The organism is Vagococcus sp. (genome assembly GCF_036639995.1).
Classification (GTDB): domain Bacteria; phylum Bacillota; class Bacilli; order Lactobacillales; family Vagococcaceae; genus Vagococcus.
The window spans coordinates 1-20,781 of record NZ_JAVWHO010000042.1 but is presented as its reverse complement, the minus strand read 5'-3'; the positions used below and the strand labels follow the sequence as shown (position 1 = coordinate 20,781).

Annotated in this window: 18 protein-coding genes; 14 read left to right on the top strand and 4 right to left on the bottom strand. The window is 33.3% G+C overall.

Annotation, left to right across the window (positions count from 1 at the left end):
* Positions 1-53: 53 nt before the first annotated feature.
* The 4 genes from RR554_RS09805 to RR554_RS09790 all read right to left on the bottom strand — a co-directional run bounded on the left by RR554_RS09805 (position 54) and on the right by RR554_RS09790 (position 3,947).
* Positions 54-620, bottom strand: a complete 567-nt coding sequence (locus tag RR554_RS09805; protein ID WP_332467924.1) for an NADPH-dependent FMN reductase — start codon at positions 618-620, stop codon at positions 54-56.
* Positions 621-1,718 carry an LLM class flavin-dependent oxidoreductase gene (locus RR554_RS09800; RefSeq protein WP_332464044.1) on the bottom strand — a complete coding sequence of 366 codons (1,098 nt, stop codon included), beginning with the start codon at positions 1,716-1,718 and terminating at the stop codon, positions 621-623.
* Between the two features lie 45 nt (positions 1,719-1,763).
* Positions 1,764-2,852, bottom strand: coding sequence for an LLM class flavin-dependent oxidoreductase (locus tag RR554_RS09795; RefSeq protein ID WP_332467923.1), 1,089 nt, complete (start codon positions 2,850-2,852; stop codon positions 1,764-1,766).
* A 123-nt stretch (positions 2,853-2,975) separates the two neighbouring features.
* Positions 2,976-3,947: an NADPH:quinone reductase gene (locus RR554_RS09790; protein ID WP_332467922.1), complete on the bottom strand. Its 972-nt coding sequence runs from the start codon at positions 3,945-3,947 to the stop codon at positions 2,976-2,978.
* 111 nt (positions 3,948-4,058) lie between these two features.
* On the opposite strand from RR554_RS09790, the gene RR554_RS09785 reads away from it, so the two are divergent.
* The 14 genes from RR554_RS09785 to RR554_RS09720 all read left to right on the top strand — a co-directional run bounded on the left by RR554_RS09785 (position 4,059) and on the right by RR554_RS09720 (position 20,702).
* Positions 4,059-4,985 carry an NAD(P)H-dependent flavin oxidoreductase gene (locus tag RR554_RS09785; protein WP_332464047.1) on the top strand — a complete coding sequence of 309 codons (927 nt, stop codon included), beginning with the start codon at positions 4,059-4,061 and terminating at the stop codon, positions 4,983-4,985.
* A 102-nt stretch (positions 4,986-5,087) separates the two neighbouring features.
* The gene (locus tag RR554_RS09780) at positions 5,088-6,092 is read left to right on the top strand and encodes a DUF7309 domain-containing protein (RefSeq protein WP_332464048.1); all 1,005 of its coding nucleotides are present in this window, start codon (positions 5,088-5,090) and stop codon (positions 6,090-6,092) included.
* Between the two features lie 88 nt (positions 6,093-6,180).
* Positions 6,181-6,702 carry an NADPH-dependent FMN reductase gene (locus tag RR554_RS09775; protein WP_332464049.1) on the top strand — a complete coding sequence of 174 codons (522 nt, stop codon included), beginning with the start codon at positions 6,181-6,183 and terminating at the stop codon, positions 6,700-6,702.
* 68 nt (positions 6,703-6,770) lie between these two features.
* Positions 6,771-7,514, top strand: a complete 744-nt coding sequence (locus RR554_RS09770; RefSeq protein ID WP_332467921.1) for an ankyrin repeat domain-containing protein — start codon at positions 6,771-6,773, stop codon at positions 7,512-7,514.
* Between the two features lie 99 nt (positions 7,515-7,613).
* A complete protein-coding gene (locus RR554_RS09765; RefSeq protein ID WP_332464051.1) occupies positions 7,614-8,297 on the top strand; it encodes a YoaK family protein in 684 nt (227 codons plus the stop codon).
* Between the two features lie 196 nt (positions 8,298-8,493).
* Positions 8,494-9,408 (top strand): ABC transporter permease, encoded by a 915-nt coding sequence (locus RR554_RS09760; protein ID WP_332464060.1) that lies wholly within the window; start codon positions 8,494-8,496, stop codon positions 9,406-9,408.
* A 19-nt stretch (positions 9,409-9,427) separates the two neighbouring features.
* Positions 9,428-10,306 carry a carbohydrate ABC transporter permease gene (locus RR554_RS09755; protein WP_332464052.1) on the top strand — a complete coding sequence of 293 codons (879 nt, stop codon included), beginning with the start codon at positions 9,428-9,430 and terminating at the stop codon, positions 10,304-10,306.
* A gap of 22 nt (positions 10,307-10,328) precedes the next feature.
* The gene (locus RR554_RS09750; RefSeq protein WP_332464053.1) at positions 10,329-11,939 is read left to right on the top strand and encodes a sugar ABC transporter substrate-binding protein; all 1,611 of its coding nucleotides are present in this window, start codon (positions 10,329-10,331) and stop codon (positions 11,937-11,939) included.
* 47 nt (positions 11,940-11,986) lie between these two features.
* Positions 11,987-12,580, top strand: coding sequence for a hypothetical protein (locus tag RR554_RS09745; RefSeq protein ID WP_332467920.1), 594 nt, complete (start codon positions 11,987-11,989; stop codon positions 12,578-12,580).
* Positions 12,570-13,469, top strand: coding sequence for an acetylxylan esterase (locus RR554_RS09740; protein ID WP_332467919.1), 900 nt, complete (start codon positions 12,570-12,572; stop codon positions 13,467-13,469). The genes RR554_RS09745 and RR554_RS09740 overlap by 11 nt, the downstream gene beginning before the upstream one ends.
* Positions 13,466-14,236: an endonuclease/exonuclease/phosphatase family protein gene (locus tag RR554_RS09735; RefSeq protein WP_332467918.1), complete on the top strand. Its 771-nt coding sequence runs from the start codon at positions 13,466-13,468 to the stop codon at positions 14,234-14,236. Before RR554_RS09740 ends, RR554_RS09735 begins: the two co-directional genes overlap by 4 nt.
* Before the next feature lie 20 nt (positions 14,237-14,256).
* Complete coding sequence (bglX, locus tag RR554_RS09730) at positions 14,257-16,407, top strand: beta-glucosidase BglX (RefSeq protein WP_332464057.1); 2,151 nt, start codon at positions 14,257-14,259, stop codon at positions 16,405-16,407.
* Between the two features lie 13 nt (positions 16,408-16,420).
* Positions 16,421-19,738, top strand: coding sequence for a GH36-type glycosyl hydrolase domain-containing protein (locus RR554_RS09725; RefSeq protein ID WP_332467917.1), 3,318 nt, complete (start codon positions 16,421-16,423; stop codon positions 19,736-19,738).
* Between the two features lies 1 nt (position 19,739).
* Positions 19,740-20,702, top strand: a complete 963-nt coding sequence (locus RR554_RS09720) for a LacI family DNA-binding transcriptional regulator (RefSeq protein WP_332467916.1) — start codon at positions 19,740-19,742, stop codon at positions 20,700-20,702.
* Positions 20,703-20,781: the final 79 nt, after the last annotated feature.

Sequence of the window (20,781 nt, the reverse complement as noted above, 5' to 3'; positions counted from 1 at the left end):
TATTAACTGAAACAACCTCGCTTCCTAAATACTAGGCAGCGAGGTTGTTTTTATTAAAAGCCATAATCTTCTTCTGTTTTATCCCACACCGCTTGATAAGTTTCAGCTAAAACGACTGTGTTTTCGATTAAATTATCCATCCGATACAAAACATCATCATTAACAATATCTTGATTTATCACATCTGTGTCTTTGACAAAAACGTAATTGGGGACAATATTTGCTTTCATGTAACCAAGAATGGGTTTAAGTTGAATTTCTGCAACTAAAAAATGTTTATCAGAGCCAGCTGTCATTACCATAGAAACAGTTTTTTTGTCTAATGCTTTTTGAGGTAATAAGTCAAAAATATTTTTTAATGTCGCAGGGATGGATGCTTGAAAGGTAGGGGAACCAATGATAATAATATCAGCTTCCATTATTTTTTTGGTGACAAAACCAGTGTCACCGTCATAGTCTAAGTAGTTTCTGCCATCACTAAATTCAATGTTTAAATCTTTCAAATCAATAAATGTTGTTTCATGCTCTGGGTATTTATGTAAGTATTTTTCTTCTATTTTTTTTAAACTAACTAAAGTTTTACTACCAACTCTAGAACCTTGTAAAAAGACTGTTTTCATCTAGTTGTTCTCCTTTATTGTTGTATATTTTCTAATAGCTGGAATAATTTTATTTCCAATAACATCAATATTTTCTTTGATTTTGTCAAAAGGTACCCCGCCAAAATCAACTTCCGCCATGTAGCGTTGATTACCAAACATTTCGTGTTGATAAAGAATACGTTCAATGACTTGATTGACTTCTCCAATATTTAATACACTTGTTGGGTCTTTTGCGTGAGCAAAGGATTGTTTAGAATACCCTTGTCCATTAGCTTTTATTAGTCCGTTATTCACATGTGGATAAAATTCTTTCATAGCGGTGTCGATATCTTTTGCAATGTAAAATAATCCACCGGTAGCAAGAGGTAACTCTTTTTCATTAAATCCGGCAAAATGAGCCGCGGAACGATAAGCATCCACTGTATTTTTAAAGACACTAGCAGGACCACCGAGCATAGCTAAATTCATGGGAACACCAGCATTTCCGGCTCGAATAGCACTGCCTTGTCCCCCGCCGACAGCACGCCAAATTGGAAAATGATTGTTGAGTGGTCGAGGAAGAATATGGGCATTTTTTAAAGAAGCTCGAAACTGACCTTCCCAAGTAATGTATTCTTCACGATTAAGTTGTAATAACAAATCAAATTTTTCTTCAAATAACTCTTCGTAATTTCTTAAGTCGTACCCTAAAAGTTTAAATAGTCCTACTCTTGAAGCACGGCCACCAACGACTTCTACACGGCCGTTTGAAAGTAAATCAATTGTCGCAAAATTTTCATATACGCGAACAGGGTCAGAAGTACTAATAATCGTTGCCCCACTTGATATTTTTATTGTGTCAGTAGCCTCAGCTATGGCTGCCAAAATGATAGCGTGGGCTTGTGAAACAAAACCTTCTTGATGACTCTCACCAAGCATAAAAACGTCAACACCAGCTTGCTCTGACAAGACAGCCATTTCTTTTATTTGATTGATTCTTTCTTGAGCAGTTAATAAGTCATTGGTATGAGGATTACTCATATGTTCACCCAAAGAATAGATGCCAAACTCAAGGCTTTTATTTTTATCGAAAACAGGTAAGGTATTTGGATTTTTTTTATATTCACGGTTAGTCATTGGACATAAACCTTCTTTCTCTCACTCAGTATTTGCATGATACTGTTATTTTTTCGCTGTATATTTTCTAACAGCAGGGAGAACCTTATTACCTAAAATATCAATATTTTCCATAATTTTATTAAAAGGTACACCACCAAAATCAAGTTGTGCCATGTAACGTTGGTGACCAAATTCTTCATGTTGATAAATAATTTTTTCAATCACTTGATTGACTTCTCCGATGTTCATCACACTTTTAGGATCTCTCGCATGGGCAAAAGCTTGTTTAGGAAAACCTTGTCCATTGGCTTTTAATATACCGTTATTCACATGTGGATAAAATTCTCTTAAGGCAGTATTCGTATCTTTAGCAATGTAAAATAGCCCGCCTGTTGCAACGGGTAATAAAGACTCGTCATAACCTGCCATTTTAGCAGCACTTCGGTAAACATCAATGGAACGTTTAAAAATACTAACAGGTCCTCCCAACATAGCAATATTCATAGGAACAGCAGCATTTCCTGCTTTAACAGCGCTACTTTCACCACCACCCACTGCTCGCCAGATAGGTAAATGGTTGTTAAGGGGACGGGGTAAAATCTTGGCATCATCTAGTGCCGCACGGAATTTACCTTCCCAATTAATTTGTTCATTTTGGTTTAATTGTAACAGTAAATCAAACTTTTCTTCAAATAGTTCTTCATAATTGTTTAAATCATACCCTAATATTTTAAATAACCCAATACGAGAAGCACGTCCACCAACTAGTTCAATTCGGCCATTCGATAAAAGATCAAGTGTGGCGAAATTTTCGTAAATTCGAACGGGGTCAGAGGTACTAACAATGGTCGCACCACTTGAAATTTTTATTTGATTCGTTGCTTCAACAATGGCACCTAAAATGACAGCATGGGCTTGTGAAATAAAACCATCTTGGTGACTTTCACCTAACATGAAAACATCCACGCCTGCTTGTTCAGATAAGATAGCCATTTCTTTAATTTGGTTGATTCGTTCTTTAGCGGACAATAATTCATTATTATGGGGATTGACTAAATGTTCACCAAGAGAATAGACACCAAATTCTAGCCCTTTTTTCTTATCAAATACAGGTAATGTGTTAGGTATTTCTTTAAATGTTTTAGTTGCCATGAGGTTAACCTTCTTCCTTCAACGTTAATAAATGAATTATAATCCAGCGTCTTATAAAAAGTAAGTAATATGCTTGGAATTGATTTAACAGAAATAATGACAAAAAACCCTAAAAGTTTCCTTTTAAGGTTCAGGTTGAATTTCTAAAATTATTTTTCCTGTTACTGACGTGTTAATGGTGTCATCCTGGGCTTGACTGGCTTTTTCTAAAGGATATGAAAAAGCAATATCGGGAATTAATTGGTTGTTATAAATCATTTTTTCAATAGCATCTAGTGAGTCTTTATTTTCTTTGAAGGAGCTGTTCCAAACGGCCATGCCCAAAATGTCAGCTTCTTTTTCCATAGCAAGGCGAGGATTAAAATCAAGAGGACCTCTACTCCCGATGATAACAATTCTTCCGTAACGCTTGATAATATTTAAATCTTTTGTCAGATTGACGTTAGCTAACATTTCGAGAACTAAATCTACGGAGGGGATGTTGTCTAAATAATGAGTGTCATGATGATTAAGAGCTATGTCAGCTCCGAGTTTTTTTACTTTTTCTATACCAGCTAAACTTCCAGCGGTTCCAATAACAAAAGCGCCACATGATTTTGCCATTTGAACAGCTAATGAACCTACGCCACCAGTTGCTCCATGAATTAAAACAACTTCATTTTTCTGTAGTTTACCTCGTTGAAAAAGCCCACGATAAGCAGCACTAGCTGGAATTCCTAAAGCTGCACCTTGATTGAATGATAAAGTATCAGGTAATTGTCGAACTGATTTGCTAGAACAAACCATTTGTTTGGCGTAAGTACCAGTTGCGGATTGATCTAAACAAGAAGAAATAAAAACACGGTCTCCTACTTTCAAATGAGTGACAGAACTACCTATTTTTTCAATTATTCCAGCGCCATCAAAACCTGGTGTATAAGGAAAAATCGGATGATAAAAAACGTAACCACCTTGTCTGATATAACTTTCAGCCGGATTAACACCAGCTGAGTAAAGAGAAATAAGAACATCATCCTCAGTCAAAGTTAATTCAGGTGTATTGACCAGTGTTAAAACATCAGAACCACCAAATTCAGTCATTTGTATTGCTTTCATTGTACCTATCTCCTTTGCTTCTTTTATTCCAGTATCAAGGTTGTCAACTTTTATGTAAAGAGTTAAAGTGAAATAAGATGAAGTCAATGAAAGTGAAAGAAGGAAATCAAGATGCAAAAAATAACAGATTTACTAGGTATTGAATACCCAATTTTCCAAGGTGCTATGGCAAAAATATCCATGTCTACCCTTGTTGCAGCAGTTTCTGAAGCAGGTGGGTTAGGGATTATTGCAACAGGTGGCATGACTGTTCAGGAATTAAGAGAAGAAATCGGTAAAACTCAAGCGTTAACAAAGAAACCTTTTGCCGTTAATATTATGTTAATGATGGAAAATTGTGAAGAGATGGTAGATATTATTATTGAAATGGGCGTAAAAATTGTCACGACTGGTGCGGGAACCCCAAAACGTTTTATGCCTAAATTAAAAGAAGCTGGTATTATTGTCATCCCAGTTGTTCCAAGTGTGAAATTAGCAAAAAAAATGGAAGATTTAGGCGTTGACGCCATAGTTGCTGAAGGAACAGAAGCAGGAGGTCATATTGGTGAAGTTGCGACAATGCCTCTTGTCGCCGCGGTGACTAAAGCGGTATCTATTCCTGTTATTGCTGCAGGTGGTATTTCAGATGGCCGAGGGTTAGCGGCAGCTTTTTCTTTAGGTGCGGTGGGTGTTCAAATGGGAACAGTGTATTTGGCATCTGAAGAATGTCCCATTTCAAGAGCGTATAAAGAAAAAATTGTTGCGTCACTAGAGACTGATACAGTCGTAACGGGGCGAAGTTTAGGAGCTCCTGTAAGAGCTATTCAAAATGCTATGACTACAGAGTATTTGGTATTGGAAAAAGAAGAGGTTGGTCGTGATGAGTTAGAAAAATTAACGATGGGTTCTTTAAAGAAAGCTGCAGTAGATGGAGATGTGGATAATGGCTCTGTTATGGCAGGGCAGGCAGTGGGAAATATAACCAAAATTAGATATGTGAAAGAGATACATCAAGAGATAATCACTGAGTATAGAACTATTTTGTTGCCAAGTATTTAATACGTTAAAAATATTAAAAGGAAATTTTGTCAAAAACCCTCAAAATAACGATTTGAGTATGGTATGGTTAAGTTATCAGTACAATTTTAAGGAGGTTTTTTTATGGATGAGGCATTAAAGAATGAATGGTGCCGTCTGTTTGATTTAGGAGTGAAAATAAAAAAAGTGAAGCCTTGGCTTTTTATAACAGAAAATAAATTATTTATACTTCATTTGAAAAAGAGAAATTACCCAGTGGTGTTACACTTTATGGGAAATGCTGAAGGAAATCCAGCAGTGTTCGTTTACCAAACAAGAAATGCTCAAAAAAATTTATCAGCGTTATTGTTTGATACACCTAACGTGATTGATCCACTGTCCTATTTACCAACATTGCAAGATGGCTTGGTTCTAGATTTTAATGATCGTTTTGAACTGTCAGATGAAGAATATGAACTAACAAAAGAGTTAGGGTATTCGTTTAGAGGAAGAAAACAATGGTTGAGTTTTACATCATTTAATCAAGGGACAGCACCAAGAGTATTAAAAAAATCTGAAATTAAATTACTAGCAGACTGTTTAGAACTTGTTTTAGCTAATGAATCAGTACTGAAAGAGGTTGAAAAACAAGAGGCGCCATGTCATTTATTTGAAGATAAAGAAAGTCAATTTGCGCCATTTGATTTATACGAAGAAAACAAAGCGGTCCCAAAACCATTTAAAGATAAAGCGCTAATAAAACGCTTAGCTAAATTGCCACAACAAACAGCAACACTGGAATTATCTTATATTTATACGAATCAATTATTAGATGATAAAGTTGTTATTCCTTTGATTCTTTGTGTGGAAACAGAAAATGGCACGCCAATTTTCCGTGATATGATCGAGAATGCCAAGTTATTGGATGAAAAGATTTTAAGATATGTGACTAAGATGGTTGAAGCAGTTGGCCGACCTAAAAAAATTGTTGTTCGTTTGGAAGGTCTATATAGTTTACTATTTGATTTTTGTCAAAAACTAGATATTGAGCTAGAATTATCAGCGAGTATCTCTACATTTGATGAAGTTTGTTTAGATGTGATGGATATGATTGAAATGCCTCGCAATACCATTATTCAAAAGAATTAATAAAATATAAGTTGTTTTCTTTGACTAATAAAAAGTAAGTCTTATATACTAGCCTCATAAACAAGAAATTATTTAGGAGGATTTATTAATGAGATTTGGAATTATTTTAGGAAGTACAAGAGAAGGAAGAGTTAGCCCACAAGTTGGAGAATATATTAAAGGAATTGCTGAAACTCGTTTAGATCATGACTTTGAAATTGTAGATGTTAAAGATTTTAAATTACCATTTATGGGAACTGCGGAACCAAATTTAAAATGGAATGAAAAAATCAAAGAATTAGATGGTTATATTTTTATTACACAAGAATACAATCATGGAATGTCTTCATCTCTAAAAAATGCACTAGATAGCGCTCGTGAAGAATGGTTTAATAAAGCAGCTGGCATTGTAAGTTATGGTTCTGGTGGCGGTATTCGTGCAGCTGAACAAGTTCGTTTAGTCTTAGCAGAGCAAAAAGTAGCTGGCGTACGTACCAATCCAGCGTTTAACTTATTTACTGATTTTGAAAACTTCACAACGTTTAAACCAGGTGGGCATATGGCTACTGGTGTAAATGATATGTTAGATGAGTTAATATCTTGGTCAGAAGCCTTTAAAACAATTAGATAAAAGAAAAATAGACTGAAATGGTAATCCATTTTGGTCTATTTTCAACTGATTAATTAGGAGGATGAAAAGTGAAGCAGACAGTACTCTTGCTTAGTTTAATAGTAATATTAACGGCATGTGATTTTGAAAATAGACAAGTAGTTAACTCAAGAGAAGGAAAGTCAGAACAAACAACTACAAAGACTAAAAAAAAAGAGGTGGAAGAAATCATGTCGTTTGAAATGGGTAGTTTATTACAAGCTGTTGAGGAAGGCAAAGAGAAAGAAGTAAAAGAAATTTTAAAAGATAAAGAATATGATTTAAATGAAGTGAATGAAAAAAAAGAAAGTTCATTGTTAATAGCGACGCACAATAATCAAGTGGAAATTGCTAAAGTTTTAATTGATCATGGTGCGGATATTAATTTACAAGATGAGATTCAGGATAGTCCTTATTTATATGCAGGAGCCCAAGGGAAAACAGAGATATTAGCGTACATGTTGAAACATGCTACGCCTAATCAAACGAGTGTCAATCGTTTTGGTGGGAATGCCTTGATACCAGCCGCTGAAAAAGGCCATCTAGCAAACGTTAAATTACTTCTGGAAGATGGGCGAGTGGATATTGATCATCAAAATAATTATGGTTACACGGCTTTAATAGAAGCAGTAGCATTGAGAGATGGATCGAAAGTTTATCAAGATATTGTTGCTGAATTGCTAAACTATAATGCAGATGTGACGTTAAAAGATAATAATGGAAAAACCGCAACTGATTATGCTAGAGCATTAGGTTACAATAACATGTTAAATCAGCTGGAGAATAAAAAATAACTAATATCGAATAAGATATCTATGACTGTTCATATCATAAGAATTTGAGCTTTTGTTGTGATAAAATATAAGCAGAAAGTTTAATTCAGGGTGATTGAGATGAAAAATAAGTTTCACGAAGATTGGATAGTTGGATTGTTGTTAACTTTTATTGGAGGAGCTTTAGATGCGTATACCTACATACATTACAGTGTGTTTGCTTCGGCTCAAACGGGCAATATTATTCTAGCTATTATTCAAGGATTTGATGGGGAATGGGGAAGTGTAGGAAAAAAGTTTTTATCAACGCTATTCTTTTTTATCGGAATTGTTTTAACCAAGTATTTAATTGACTACTTTTATCGTAAAAAAATTCATTATTGGCGATTATTTATTTTGTATTATGAAGCACTCTTTTTCTTATTAATAAGTTTGGAGATAATTAATCAACATCAAACTATTGTGACGATATTAATTGCTTTCACAGCTGCAATTCAATGGGTGGCTTTTGATAAAATTGAAGGTAGAGCCTATACTAACTTATTTACAACAGGAAATATTAAAGGAATGGCAGTTAATTTTTATGAGTATTTAAAAACAAAAGAAGAAAAAGATAGGAAAAATTTCCTTCATTTTTTACGTGTAGTATTAGCCTTCATCAGTGGAGCGATAGTTTCTGTATTTATGTATCACCTAGTTGGTGGTAAAGGGATTTTGTTGATTTCAGGTTTGTTCTTGTTGCTTGCTGTATATGAAACGATTTTAATTTTTAAATTTTATAAAGAAAATAATATAATGAAATAAAAGTAACGTTTCTGACTAAGAAACGTTCTTTTTTTGTAAAAAATGAGTAAAGATACCTACCAATAGAACCGTTTCTATGGAAAAACAATAAAAATAGAATTATTCTATATCAAAAACCGATTGTAAACGATTTCCTAATGTGATATTATCTAGTAGTCGAAACGTTTCACCAGAATTGAAAGGAGGCTTTACTTTGATGAAATCAAAGTTTAAACGGTTTTTATCTCAATGGCAGTTACAATGGATGGTCCTACCTGGACTTGCCTTCATGTTTGTTTTTAACTATATACCAATTTATGGGATAGCAATCGCATTTAAAAATTACACAGTTGTCGATAGTATATCAACTGCAGATTGGGTAGGGTTAAAAAATTTCCAAATTATTCTTGAAGATACATTTTTTTGGGAAGCTGTACGCAATACCTTAGCAATTAGTTTATTAAAATTAGCGTTAGGTTTCTTTATACCAATTGCTTTAGCCATAATGATTTATGAGATGAAAGACGGAAAGCTCAAGAAAACGATTCAAACCATTTCTTATATTCCCCATTTTTTTTCTTGGATAGTACTTGGTGGGATGATGATTAGTTGGTTATCAACTTCAGGATTTTTTAATCAGTTATTAATGTCTGTTGGTTTAATGGACAAAGGCGTTAACCATTTACTTGAGCCAAGTAAATATTGGTGGATAGCTGTATTTTCTGATTTATGGAAAGAAGTTGGATGGGGAACGATTCTCTATTTAGCAGGTATGTCCAAAATTGATCCGACATACTATGAAGCAGCAAGAATTGATGGTGCAAATAAATTAACTCAAATTAGAAAAATTACATTGCCTTTGTTAACACCGATTATTTCACTTAATTTAATTTTAGCAGTCAGTGGCATCTTAGGTTCTAACCTTGATCAAACTTTTGTACTGATGAATTCCCAAAACCAAAATCGTTCTGAAGTTATTAACTCATTTGTATATAAAATGGGGATCACACAAGGCGATTTCTCCTATGCAACAGCAGTTGGTTTAGGGGTTTCAGTTATTTCAGTTATCTTATTACTTGTTACCAATAAAGTGACGAAGAAAATGAATAACGGTCAATCAGTTATCTTGTAGAAAATGGAGGTGAACTAATATGCACAAAAAAAGAAAAGAAAATAGAGCGTTTAATATAATAAACACAACTCTTTTGATTATTTTTGCTCTAATCATTGTTGTTCCAATTTGGAATATTGTTGTATCGTCACTGAGTGCAAGCGCTGGAACGGGAAGTTCTGGTCTGGTTTTAATTCCAAAAGATTTTACATTTGAAAACTATAAAAAAGTTTTAACAGATGAAAGTATCCCAAGAGCACTCTTAATCTCAGTGTTGAAAACGGTAATCGGCGCGTTTACACATGTTATCTTCTGTGCGGTTTTTGCTTATGCTTTAAGTAAACAAAAATTAGCGGGTCGAAGTATTTATACCATGATGGGTGTTATTACTATGTATTTTAGTGGTGGAATGATTCCGACTTACCTATTGATTAAATCCCTAGGTCTTTTGGATACATTTTGGGTTTATATAATTCCTGCGTTGTTTAGTTATTATGATGTTGTTATTCTTATGAATTTCTTTAGAGATATTCCTCCTTCTTTAGAAGAATCAGCTAAAATTGATGGAGCGTCAGAATTTACAATTTTCAGAAAAATATATGTACCTCTTTCAAAACCGGCACTTGCGACGATTTTATTATTTAATGGTGTTGCTCAGTGGAATGATTTTATGACAACAAAATTATATGTTACCAATGAAAAATTGTATCCACTACAAATGAAGATTTATGAAATTATTGTTCAATCTAATATGAATGCAATGTCTAATAGTGGTAGCACAGATGCAATTATCGAATCAAGTACTAAGGGCGTTCAACTTGCGACAATTGTTATTACAACGATACCAATTTTAATTATTTATCCATTATTACAAAAACACTTTATGGGTGGAATGATGGCGGGAGCCGTTAAAGAATAAAAAAAGAAGGGTGAAAAAATAAATGAAAAAAGTAGTCTTAGGTTTATTAACAGCATCATTAGTCTTAACACTTGCAGCATGTGGTGGAGGCGATAAAAAAGAAGAGGGTAAAGATATTAGCATTAAAGATCGTTACGAATTGGACGCTAAAAAACCAGCATGGCAACTAGATAATAAAAAAGAAGTAACCGATTTAACTTGGTATATCAATGCGGATTGGAAAATGACTCCTTTTGGTAAAGATGTTACAACTAAAAAGATTAAAGAAGATTTGAATATTAACGTTAAATTTGTAACTGGAGATGACGCAAAATTAAATGCATTAATTTCAAGTGGTGATTTACCAGATATTGTTACGTTAATGGAGAAAGATAGTCCTGCTGGAAATAAAGCAGATAAATGGGCTTATCCTTTAGATGACTTAGCTAAAAAATATGATCCTTATTTTAATTCAGTAGTGACCGAAGATACATTTAAGTGGTTTGAATTAAAAGATGGAAAAACATATGGTTATCCAAACTTTTCAAATACACAAAAAGATTATGATAATAATGTTATTCCTGCAAATGATGCTTTTGTAATTCGACAAGATGTTTATGAAAAATTAGGTAAACCATCTATTTCAACACCAGAAGATTTCCAAAAAGTGATGAATGATATCAAAAAAGAATATCCAAAATTAGTGCCATTTGGTTTTCCACCTGTCAAAGAAGATGGTGGACCATTCGAAAGAATTTTACAAGACTTTATTGGTGTTCCTTTAGAAACTAAAAATGGTGAATTCAATGAACGTAGTCTAGATCCAGAATATAAAGAATGGCTACAGGCTATTAATAAAGTTTATCAAGATGGTAACATAACAGATGACAGTTTTACAGATGATGGTAATTCATATAAAGAAAAACTGAAAAATGGTGATTATGCTATTGTTTTTGCTAATGGATTTAATGGGTCAGTTGGTGAATTCCAAGACTTTAAAAACAAAGGTGAGTCAGAATATATGGCTATTGACGGACCAAAAAGTACTTCTGATCGTAAAATTATGTTAAATCAAACAGGTATTTCAGGTTGGTTAGTAAACTATGTTTCTAAAAACGCAAAAGATCCAGCTAAAGCTATTCAATTATTTACTTATTTAATTAGTGAAGAGGGCCAAATTTTAACAAAATTTGGTGTTGAAGGTGAAACCTTTAAATACAATGATGATAAAAAAGTTGAAATTTTACCAGCTGTTAAAGAATTAGAAAAATCAAATCCAGAAGAATATCGTAATAAATACGGATTGACAGCTTTTAACTTCTTTAATAATGATCGTATGAATTTATTGAAACAACCAGAAGATAGTGCTGTAACTCAAATGCAAGAATGGGGTAAAGGAAAACTAGTTCCTCACTTCATCATTGAAAACACAACTTCCGAAGCAGGTTCAAAAGAAGCTCGTTCAGAATTAGCCATTAAAACTAAGTATGATACAGCTGTGATTTCGTTAATTCGCTCTAAAACAGATAAAGATTTTGAAAAAACATATAAAGAGTATGTTGATTTTACAGAAAAAAATAATATTAAAGATGTGAATAAAGCTAAAACAGAAATAATGAAACAAAACAAAGAAAAATTAGGCATAAAAGACTAGAAAGGAGAGGTGGGAAAGTCTAATATTTCCCACCTTTTAAAATTATTATGAAAAATATCTTATCAATTGACGGCTGGTACTTTAGAGTTTTTTCGAAATTGGCAAATTTAATCTTACTCAATTTAATATTTGTAGTTTCAATATTACCTATTGTAACTACAGGTATATCAATTATTGCTCTGATTAATTCTTTACAAGAACTAAAAGAGGATGGTAGTTTGTCGGCATTAAAAGTTTTTACAGCACATTTTAAAAATAATCTAACCAAAGGGCTGGTTTTACTTGTCATTGAAGTGGCTGGTTTTAGTATTCCGGGAGTACTGATTTTTTTAAGCTTAAAACATGTCCCACTGTTAAGTACGTTGATTATGATTCTTTTTTCATTTTTGTTGTTATTATTAGTTGTTTTTCCTTTCGTTTATGCACTGAATAACTACTCAGTCAAGGAAGCTTTTTTTCAAACTGTCGCCTTTGTGACAGTTAAAATAGCATACGCTATCGCTATTTTTATTATTCCTATTGCTATTATATTTTTTAGTTTGAAATATCAAATTATCTTTTTATTTTTGATTGGGATATCTTTGATTTTTTATATTCAATTATATTTTATAAATAAGGCAGGCGTTTTGAGTGAAAGTTAGTGATTATTGGCTAGATGAGTTGGAAAAATCGAAAGCACTTGATTTAGATTTAACTATTGAGCAGTTATTTGATACAAATCTAAATATAAAATGGCATCAATTTTCTTACACCAGTTTATATAATGAAAGAATTTATGGCTGGTTACTGGAGCCAAAAGTTCAGGGAAGTTATCCTTTAGTAATCGACTATTTAGGTTATATGAATCATTTAGAATTACCGCTTCAATTTAATCATTGGTTAGAAATTGGGTGTGGTGTTTTAGTAACTGACTCTCGTGGTCAAGGTGGAAGAACTCTTGACCAAACAGCGTATCAAATCAAGTATGAAGAAGGTTTGATGAGTAGTGGTTTTCTTGAAAAAGAGGATTTTTATTTAAGGCGTCTTTACTGGGATGCATTACGTTTGGTTGATGTGGCTTGGCAATTGCCAAAAGTGGATAAATCAAAAGTTTTTATTCACGGCACAAGCCAAGGTGGCGGCGTGGGATTATTTACAAACAGTGTAACACCTCATGAAATTCGATATGGATTCTATGATGTTCCAAGCCATTCGAATATAGCTAATCGGGTGAAAAATGGTACGGGCTCTTATCAAGGGATTTACCAGCATTTACTGAAATATCCGGCTCAAAGAGATAAAATTTATAAAAATTTGGCTTATTTTGATATAAAAAATATAGTTCATCAAATAAAAAATCCTGTATTAGTTTCTGTAGGAAATTTAGATCCGGTTTGCCCAAAAGAGGATTTTGAAAAAGCATATCAAGAAATTAAATCGTTTAAAGAGTTGATTTGCTATCCAGAACCAGGGCATGGTGGAGGCGGTCAGTCTCATGAAACAAAAATTTTAGAGACTATTCTAAAAGAGTTAAGTGGAGAAATAATATGAAAGAATTTTGTGTTGCAACATACAATGTTAGAACAGATACAGATGCAGACCGTGATTGGTCTTGGGAGTATCGTAAAGACAAGGTAATTGCATTAATTACTTATCATGATTGGGATGTGTTTGGTGTTCAAGAGATAAGCCCTAATCAGACAAAAGATTTATCAAATATCGAAGGTTATGACAGTTTTTGTGTAGATAGAGATGGAGACGGAAGTGGTGAAGGATTAGGCATATTTTATAAAAATAATCGATTTACTTGCTTAGATCGAGGTCATTTTTGGCTGTCAGATACCCCTTTTAGTTCTTCTATTCACCCTAAAGCTGCTTATAAGAGAATTGCTTTATGGAGCATTTTAGAAGATAAGGAAAATGCTAAGCAAGTACTAGTGATTAATACGCATTTAGATAATGACTCTGAAATTGCTAGAAAAGCAGGTATGAAAATTTTATTACAATTATTGCAGGAAAAGATAACAAAATATCCAACGATTTTGTTAGGAGATTTTAATTCTGAAGAACACGAAAGCTTTCATCAAGACTTAAAAAAAATATTCATCTATGGGAAGAATCAAGATGGTATTATGCAATATGGTCCAAGGGGAACTTTCCAAAATTTCAATTATGAAATGGATTGGCAAGATTTGGAAGATATTGATTATATTTTATACAAGGAAATGACGTGTATAAAATATGGTGTATTGACAGATTCTTGGAATTGCCGGTTTCTGTCTGATCACTTTCCAGTAGAAGCAACATTAAAATTTTAAAACTCAAGGGAGAACTAAAAATGAAACAAACAGACTTATTAGCTATTATTGAAAAAATGTCACCAAAAGAAAAAGTAGATCAGTTATTACAACTTTCAGCTGATTTTTATACAGATGATGCTGAAGATCGTACAGGTCCTATGGCAAATCTAGATATTACTGAAACAACTATTGATAACGCTGGTACCATTTTAGGAGTTTCTGGTGCTGAGAAGGCTATTGCCATTCAAAAGAATTACATAAAAAATAATCCTCATGATTTACCAATGATTTTAATGGCTGATATTATTCATGGATTTAGAACAATCTTTCCAATTCCATTAGCTCTAGGTTGTACATGGGATAAAGAAGCTGTTTCTGAAATGGCTTCTGTTTCGGCTTTGGAATCTTCAGTATCAGGCTTACATTTAACTTTTTCACCAATGCTAGATTTGGTTCGTGATCCTAGATGGGGAAGAGTTTTAGAGTCAACAGGTGAAGACCCATTTTTAAATAGTGAATATGCTGAAGCTCTGGTTAAAGGTTATCAAGGAGATAATTTAAAAGATGATCTAACAAAAGTTGCAGCCTGTGTGAAGCATTTTGCGGCGTATGGTGGGGCCATTGGTGGTCGTGATTATAATACAGTAGATGTGTCAGAAACAACACTAAGAGAAAAATATTTACCAAGTTACCAGGCAGCAATTGATGCGGGTGCCAAAATTGTGATGACGGCGTTTAATACGATTGAAGGTGTTCCGGCTAGTGGTAATAAGAAATTATTTAGAGACGTTTTAAGAGATGAGTTCCAATTTACTGGACCTGTTATTTCAGATTGGGCAGCTATTAAAGAAATGATCAACCATGGAGTTGCTGCAAATGAAAAAGAGGCAGCAAGATTAGCTATTGAAGCAGGCGTTGACATTGAAATGATGACAACTTGTTATGATAAACATCTTTTAGAGTTAATTGATGAAGACTCTCGTTATATGGAGTTATTAGATGAAGCGGTTTTACGTATTTTAGAATTAAAAAATGATTTAGGTTTATTTGAAAATCCGTATCGTGGAGCAGATATTGAAAAAGAAAAAGAAGTTATTTTATCTGATGATCATCGTCAATCAGCAAGGGAGATTGCAGAAAAATCAATTGTTTTATTAGAGAATAAAGATGTTTTACCATTAAATAAAACAGATAAAATTGCCGTAATAGGACCAAAAGCTACAACTGGTGATTTAATGGGAGCTTGGTCATGGCAAGGTAAATTTGATGAAGTGGTAACTATTGCTGATGGTTTATCTGAAAAAGGTGAGCACGTAACAGTTTCTTCTGAAGTTTATGATTTATTTGAGAATACACCTGAAAGTTTAGAAGATGCTAAAAAATTAGCTAGTGAAAATGATGTTATTGTCCTAGCATTAGGTGAAGCTGATTGGATGAGCGGTGAAGCATCAAGTCGTAGTGATATTAAATTACCTCAGAGTCAGGTGGAATTATTTAATGTAGTTCGCCAAACAGCTAAAAAAGTAGTTGTTGTTTTAATCAATGGTCGTCCACTAGATTTAAATGATATTAATGAAGCAGATGGTATTGTTGAAGCGTGGTTCCCTGGAACTGAAGGTGGTAATGCTATAGCCAATATTATTTTTGGTAACATTAACCCAAGTGGCCGTTTAAGCATGTCCTTCCCAGAAAGTGTTGGACAAGTACCTATATACTATAATACTGAAAATACAGGTCGTCCCTATGAAGCTGCACCAGATGAAAAATATGTTTCAAAATATCTTGATGTTTCTAACTACGCTAAATATCCATTTGGATTTGGTCTATCTTATGCCACAGTCACTTATGATGCGTTAGTTTTAGATAAAGAAGTGGCTAATATTGAAGATGAAATTGAAATTAAAGTGACAGTGACAAATCATTCTAATATTGAGACAAAAGAAACAATTCAACTTTATACTCGTGATCTAGTGGGTGAAACAGCTAGACCGCTTAAAGAATTAAAAGGATTTAAACAAGTTATTCTTCAGCCAAAAGAAACAAAAGAAGTTAGTATTATATTGAATACTAAAAGATTAGCTTATGTTCATCAAGATTTGTCTTGGGCAACAGATGCTGGTGACTTTAACATCATGGTTGGACCAAATAGTCGTGAATTAAAATTAGTTAAGAAATTAGTTCTTAGATAATGGAGAGGGATTTATGAAGACAATGACATATACAGGTAAGAACGTCTCGTTTACGTTTTTACCTCATGGTGATATTAGGGAAATAGTTGCTGATGATATTATGTTGAACCAACTAATTGGAAGTGAATATGACGGTAGTATCAATAATATTTTTTTACGTGTTTATGAGAAGAATGAATGTGAAGTGTATCCTTTAATTGGAAAACGTTCGAAGAGCACGACAGAATTTTTTGAGAATGGCGTATTGTGGACAGGGAAAATTAAAAACATCAACTATGTGGTTGAGTTTAGTTTATCATCTGAAGATCAGTGGTTTTGGCATGTTCAACTATGTGGTGATGGAGAACTAGTGGATCTTGTTTATGGGCAAGATGTAGGACTTGCAAGCCAAAGCGTCGTTGTAACCAATGAGGCATACAACTCACAATATGTAGACCACTCGGTTTATCATAGTGAGCTTGGTCATACCGTTTGTTCGAGACAGAATATGCCGCAATCAGGTGTTTTTCCTTATTTGCAACAAGGCTCTCTGACTAAAAACGATCAATTTTCAACAGATGGTTATCAGTTTTTTGAAAAAAATGAGACAAATGATTGGGTATCTCGCCTTCGTACAATAGAGAATTTACCTAGTGAAGTTTACCAATATGAAATGGCCTATACAGGTCTTCAATCTGAAAAAATGACATTAAATAGTGCCAATCAAAATATCATATTTTATGGTGTATATCTTAATAATCATGAGTCAGCAGTCCTAGAATCAGCTGTTACTGCTGATAGTGTTAAGAACGTCTTTGAAACGCGTGAATCATTGCGTAATAGTCAAAAAGTTGAAGTGGCTAATCGTATTGAAATGAAAGATTTGTCTGGAGAAACATTGTCAATTGAGGAAATAGATAGATTATTCCCAGAAAGAAGAATTGAAGAAAAATCAGCTACAGGTCAACTTCTTTCTTTTTTTGATTCAAAAGATTACCACGTTGTCCTAAAAGAGAAAGAATTACAAATGGAACGCTCTCATGGACATATTATTATCAGTGGAGAAGAGGAAACAATTGATCATCCGGTTATGGCAAGTACTCTTTATATGAATGGTTTATTTAACTCTCAAATTGTTCTTGGAAATACAACCGTTAATAAATTTATCAGTAATACACGTAGCGTATTGAATCTTCTTGAAAAAGCTGGTCAACGTTTGTTTGTAAAAGTTGATGGAGACTGGTTGCGTTTAGGCCTACCTTCTGCTTTTAAAATGGGATTTAATTTTGCTACATGGTATTATAAGATAGATGACGACTTACTTAAGATAACTAGTTACACAGTTGATAATACTAGAAGTGTGAAATTTTCTGTAAAAAGCGAATCTGGTAAGGGATACGATTGGTTGACAAGCTTTGATATTGTTATGAACGATAGTGAAAATAGACAAGATTACACCTTGAGCCAAGATGGACAGCTATTAACGTTTGTTCCCAAAAAAACATCAGCTATTTATGCTAAATATCCTGATTTACGATATTATATTGAATCAAAAGAAGCTTACAATCTTGTTTCTGCGGCAGAGTTATTCAACTTATCAACAGATGAAAATTTGACATTAATTGAGATTTCTGGGACAAGTTCTTTCTCGTTAACGATACAAGGTACACTATCGAATGCGCCTTTCTTTAAAGAGGAAACAATTTTGAACCAAGCAAGTGAGTCTTACAATCATTATATTGCCTCTTTGAGTAATCAATTTTCATTGGAATTTTCAGATCAAGCACGTATTGAAAAAATGAATGCTTTGGTTAAATGGTATACACATAACATGTTGGTACATTATTTATCTCCACACGGCTTAGAGCAATACGGAGGAGCGGCTTGGGGAACAAGAGATGTTTGCCAAGGTCCAATTGAATATTTCTTTGCAATGAATAAGCCAGAAATTGTCAGATCAATTATCTTAACAATTTATGCCAATCAGTTTGATGACGATGGTAACTGGCCACAATGGTTTATGTTTGATAAATTTGAAGAGATAAAAGCTGATGAAAGTCATGGTGATATTATTGTTTGGCCATTGAAGGTGGTAGGCGACTATTTAAATGTAACCGAGGATTACTCGATTTTAGAAGAAATTATACCTTATGCAAGTCGTGAAACATTTAAAAAGACAAAATCAGAAGAAACTTTATTGGATCATATTGATAAGCAACTTACCTATATTGAAAATAATTTTTTAGAAGGAACATTTCTTTCTTGCTATGGAGATGGTGATTGGGATGATACTTTACAGCCAGCAGACCAGTCTTTAAGAAAAAATATGGCAAGTAGTTGGACAGTAGCCTTAACTTACCAAACCTTGAATCAATTTTATAAAGTAATGGAAAGTAAAGAACAACACTTTGCCAAAAGAGTACAGCGCTTATCTGAAGGAGTCTATCAAGATTTTCATAAATATATGTTAAATGATGAAGTTATTCCTGGATTTTTATTAATGCAAGAAAAAAATCAACCAGAATTAATTGTTCACCCTCATGATAAACGAACTGGAATTGATTATCGTTTGTTACCGATGACAAGAAGTATGATTTCAGAGTTAATTGATGAAGAGGAAGTAGCAAAACATTTTGAAATTATTGAAGATAATCTTAAATTCCCTGATGCGGTGAGGTTAATGAATAAACCTGCAAATTACGCAGGTGGAGTAAGTAAAATCTTCAAACGGGCAGAGCAAGCTGCAAATTTAGGACGTGAAGTGGGCTTAGCATATATTCATGCTCACATTCGATACGTTGAGGCAATGGCGAAAATTGGAAAAACAGAAGAAACTTGGGCAAATCTTGAAAAAATTAATCCAATAGGAATTATAGATACTGTTTCAAATAGTGAATTACGACAAGCGAATGCTTACTTTAGTAGTTCTGATGGTAATTTTAAAACAAGGTATGATGCTCAAGAAAATTTTAATCAATTAAAAACTAAAGATAGAACAGTCAAAGGTGGTTGGCGTATTTACTCAAGCGGACCAGGAATATATATTAATCAACTGACAAGTAATGTTTTAGGTATTCGTAAAACAAGTAACTCTGTTATATTTGATCCTGTGTTGCCAACTGAACTAGATGGGTTATGTTTGAAATATCAGTTAGATGACCGATTATTAAAAATTAATTATCATTTAAACGAATCAAGAACCCAATTAATAATTAATGGCAAATTAATTCCTACAGAAAAACGGAAAAACAGATATCGAAAAGAAGGGTTAAGCCTCTCATTAGATTCATTCTATACGAATACATCAATAGAAGGGACTAATGAAATAGACTTATTTATTGGAGAGATGTAAAGTGGTTGGAATCAGAGATATAGCTAAAAAAGCCGGAGTTTCTATCTCGACAGTCTCATACGCACTTAATGGTAGTGATAAAGTAACCGAAGAAACACGTCAAAAAATTGAAAAAATAGCCAATGAAATGAATTATGTTCCTAATATGGCAGCCAAAGCTTTAAAAAGAAGAGAAACTAAAATTATAGGTGTTTACTTATCTGATTATATGGGAAGTTTTTACGGAGAATTACTAGATGGAATCAAGCATGGATTACAATCTTACGATTATGAAATGATTGTTTGTAGTGGAAAAAGATCTCATTTATTTATACCAGAAAGAATGGTTGATGGTGTCATTATTTTAGATTGGACGTTTGATACAAATGAAATTCAAAAATATGGTGATGCTGGGTATAAGCTTGTGACGCTTGATCGTGAAGTTGAGGGGGATAATTTATGCCATGTGTTACTGGATAATACTGGTGGAGCAACCCTTGCAATAGAGAAAATAGTAGAGAAACCAACAACGGCTATTCATTTAGTAACAGGGCCAGATAATTCGTATGATAATGTAAAACGATTAGAAGCTTCAGAACGGGAACTGCAACGTTACGGAAAAGAGTATCAGGTACATCAAGGTGATTTTGATTTCCATTCTGGGAAAAAAATTGCTGAAGATATTTATCTGAAAATGACAACAAAACCAATTTCTATTTTTTCTTTTAATGATGAAATGGTTACTGGGATGTATGAATTTTTCAAAAAAACAGAATTAGAAATTGGTAAAGATGTTAATATTATTGGTTTTGATAATTCTTATTTTGGTAGCATTATGACACCAACGATTGCAACAATTGGTTTTTCAAAAAAGCGTTGGGGTATGGTGGCTGTTGAGAAATTAATGAAACTGATTAATAATGAGGAAACAACAAATGGTTTGATTTATACAACTTTTGTACAAGGTGAATCTTTTTTAGGATAGAGAGGGCACTTAAAATTAGAAGTAAGGTAGATTAAACTTAATTGAAATTAAATAGTCAAAAAGAGACTTTCCGTTTTTC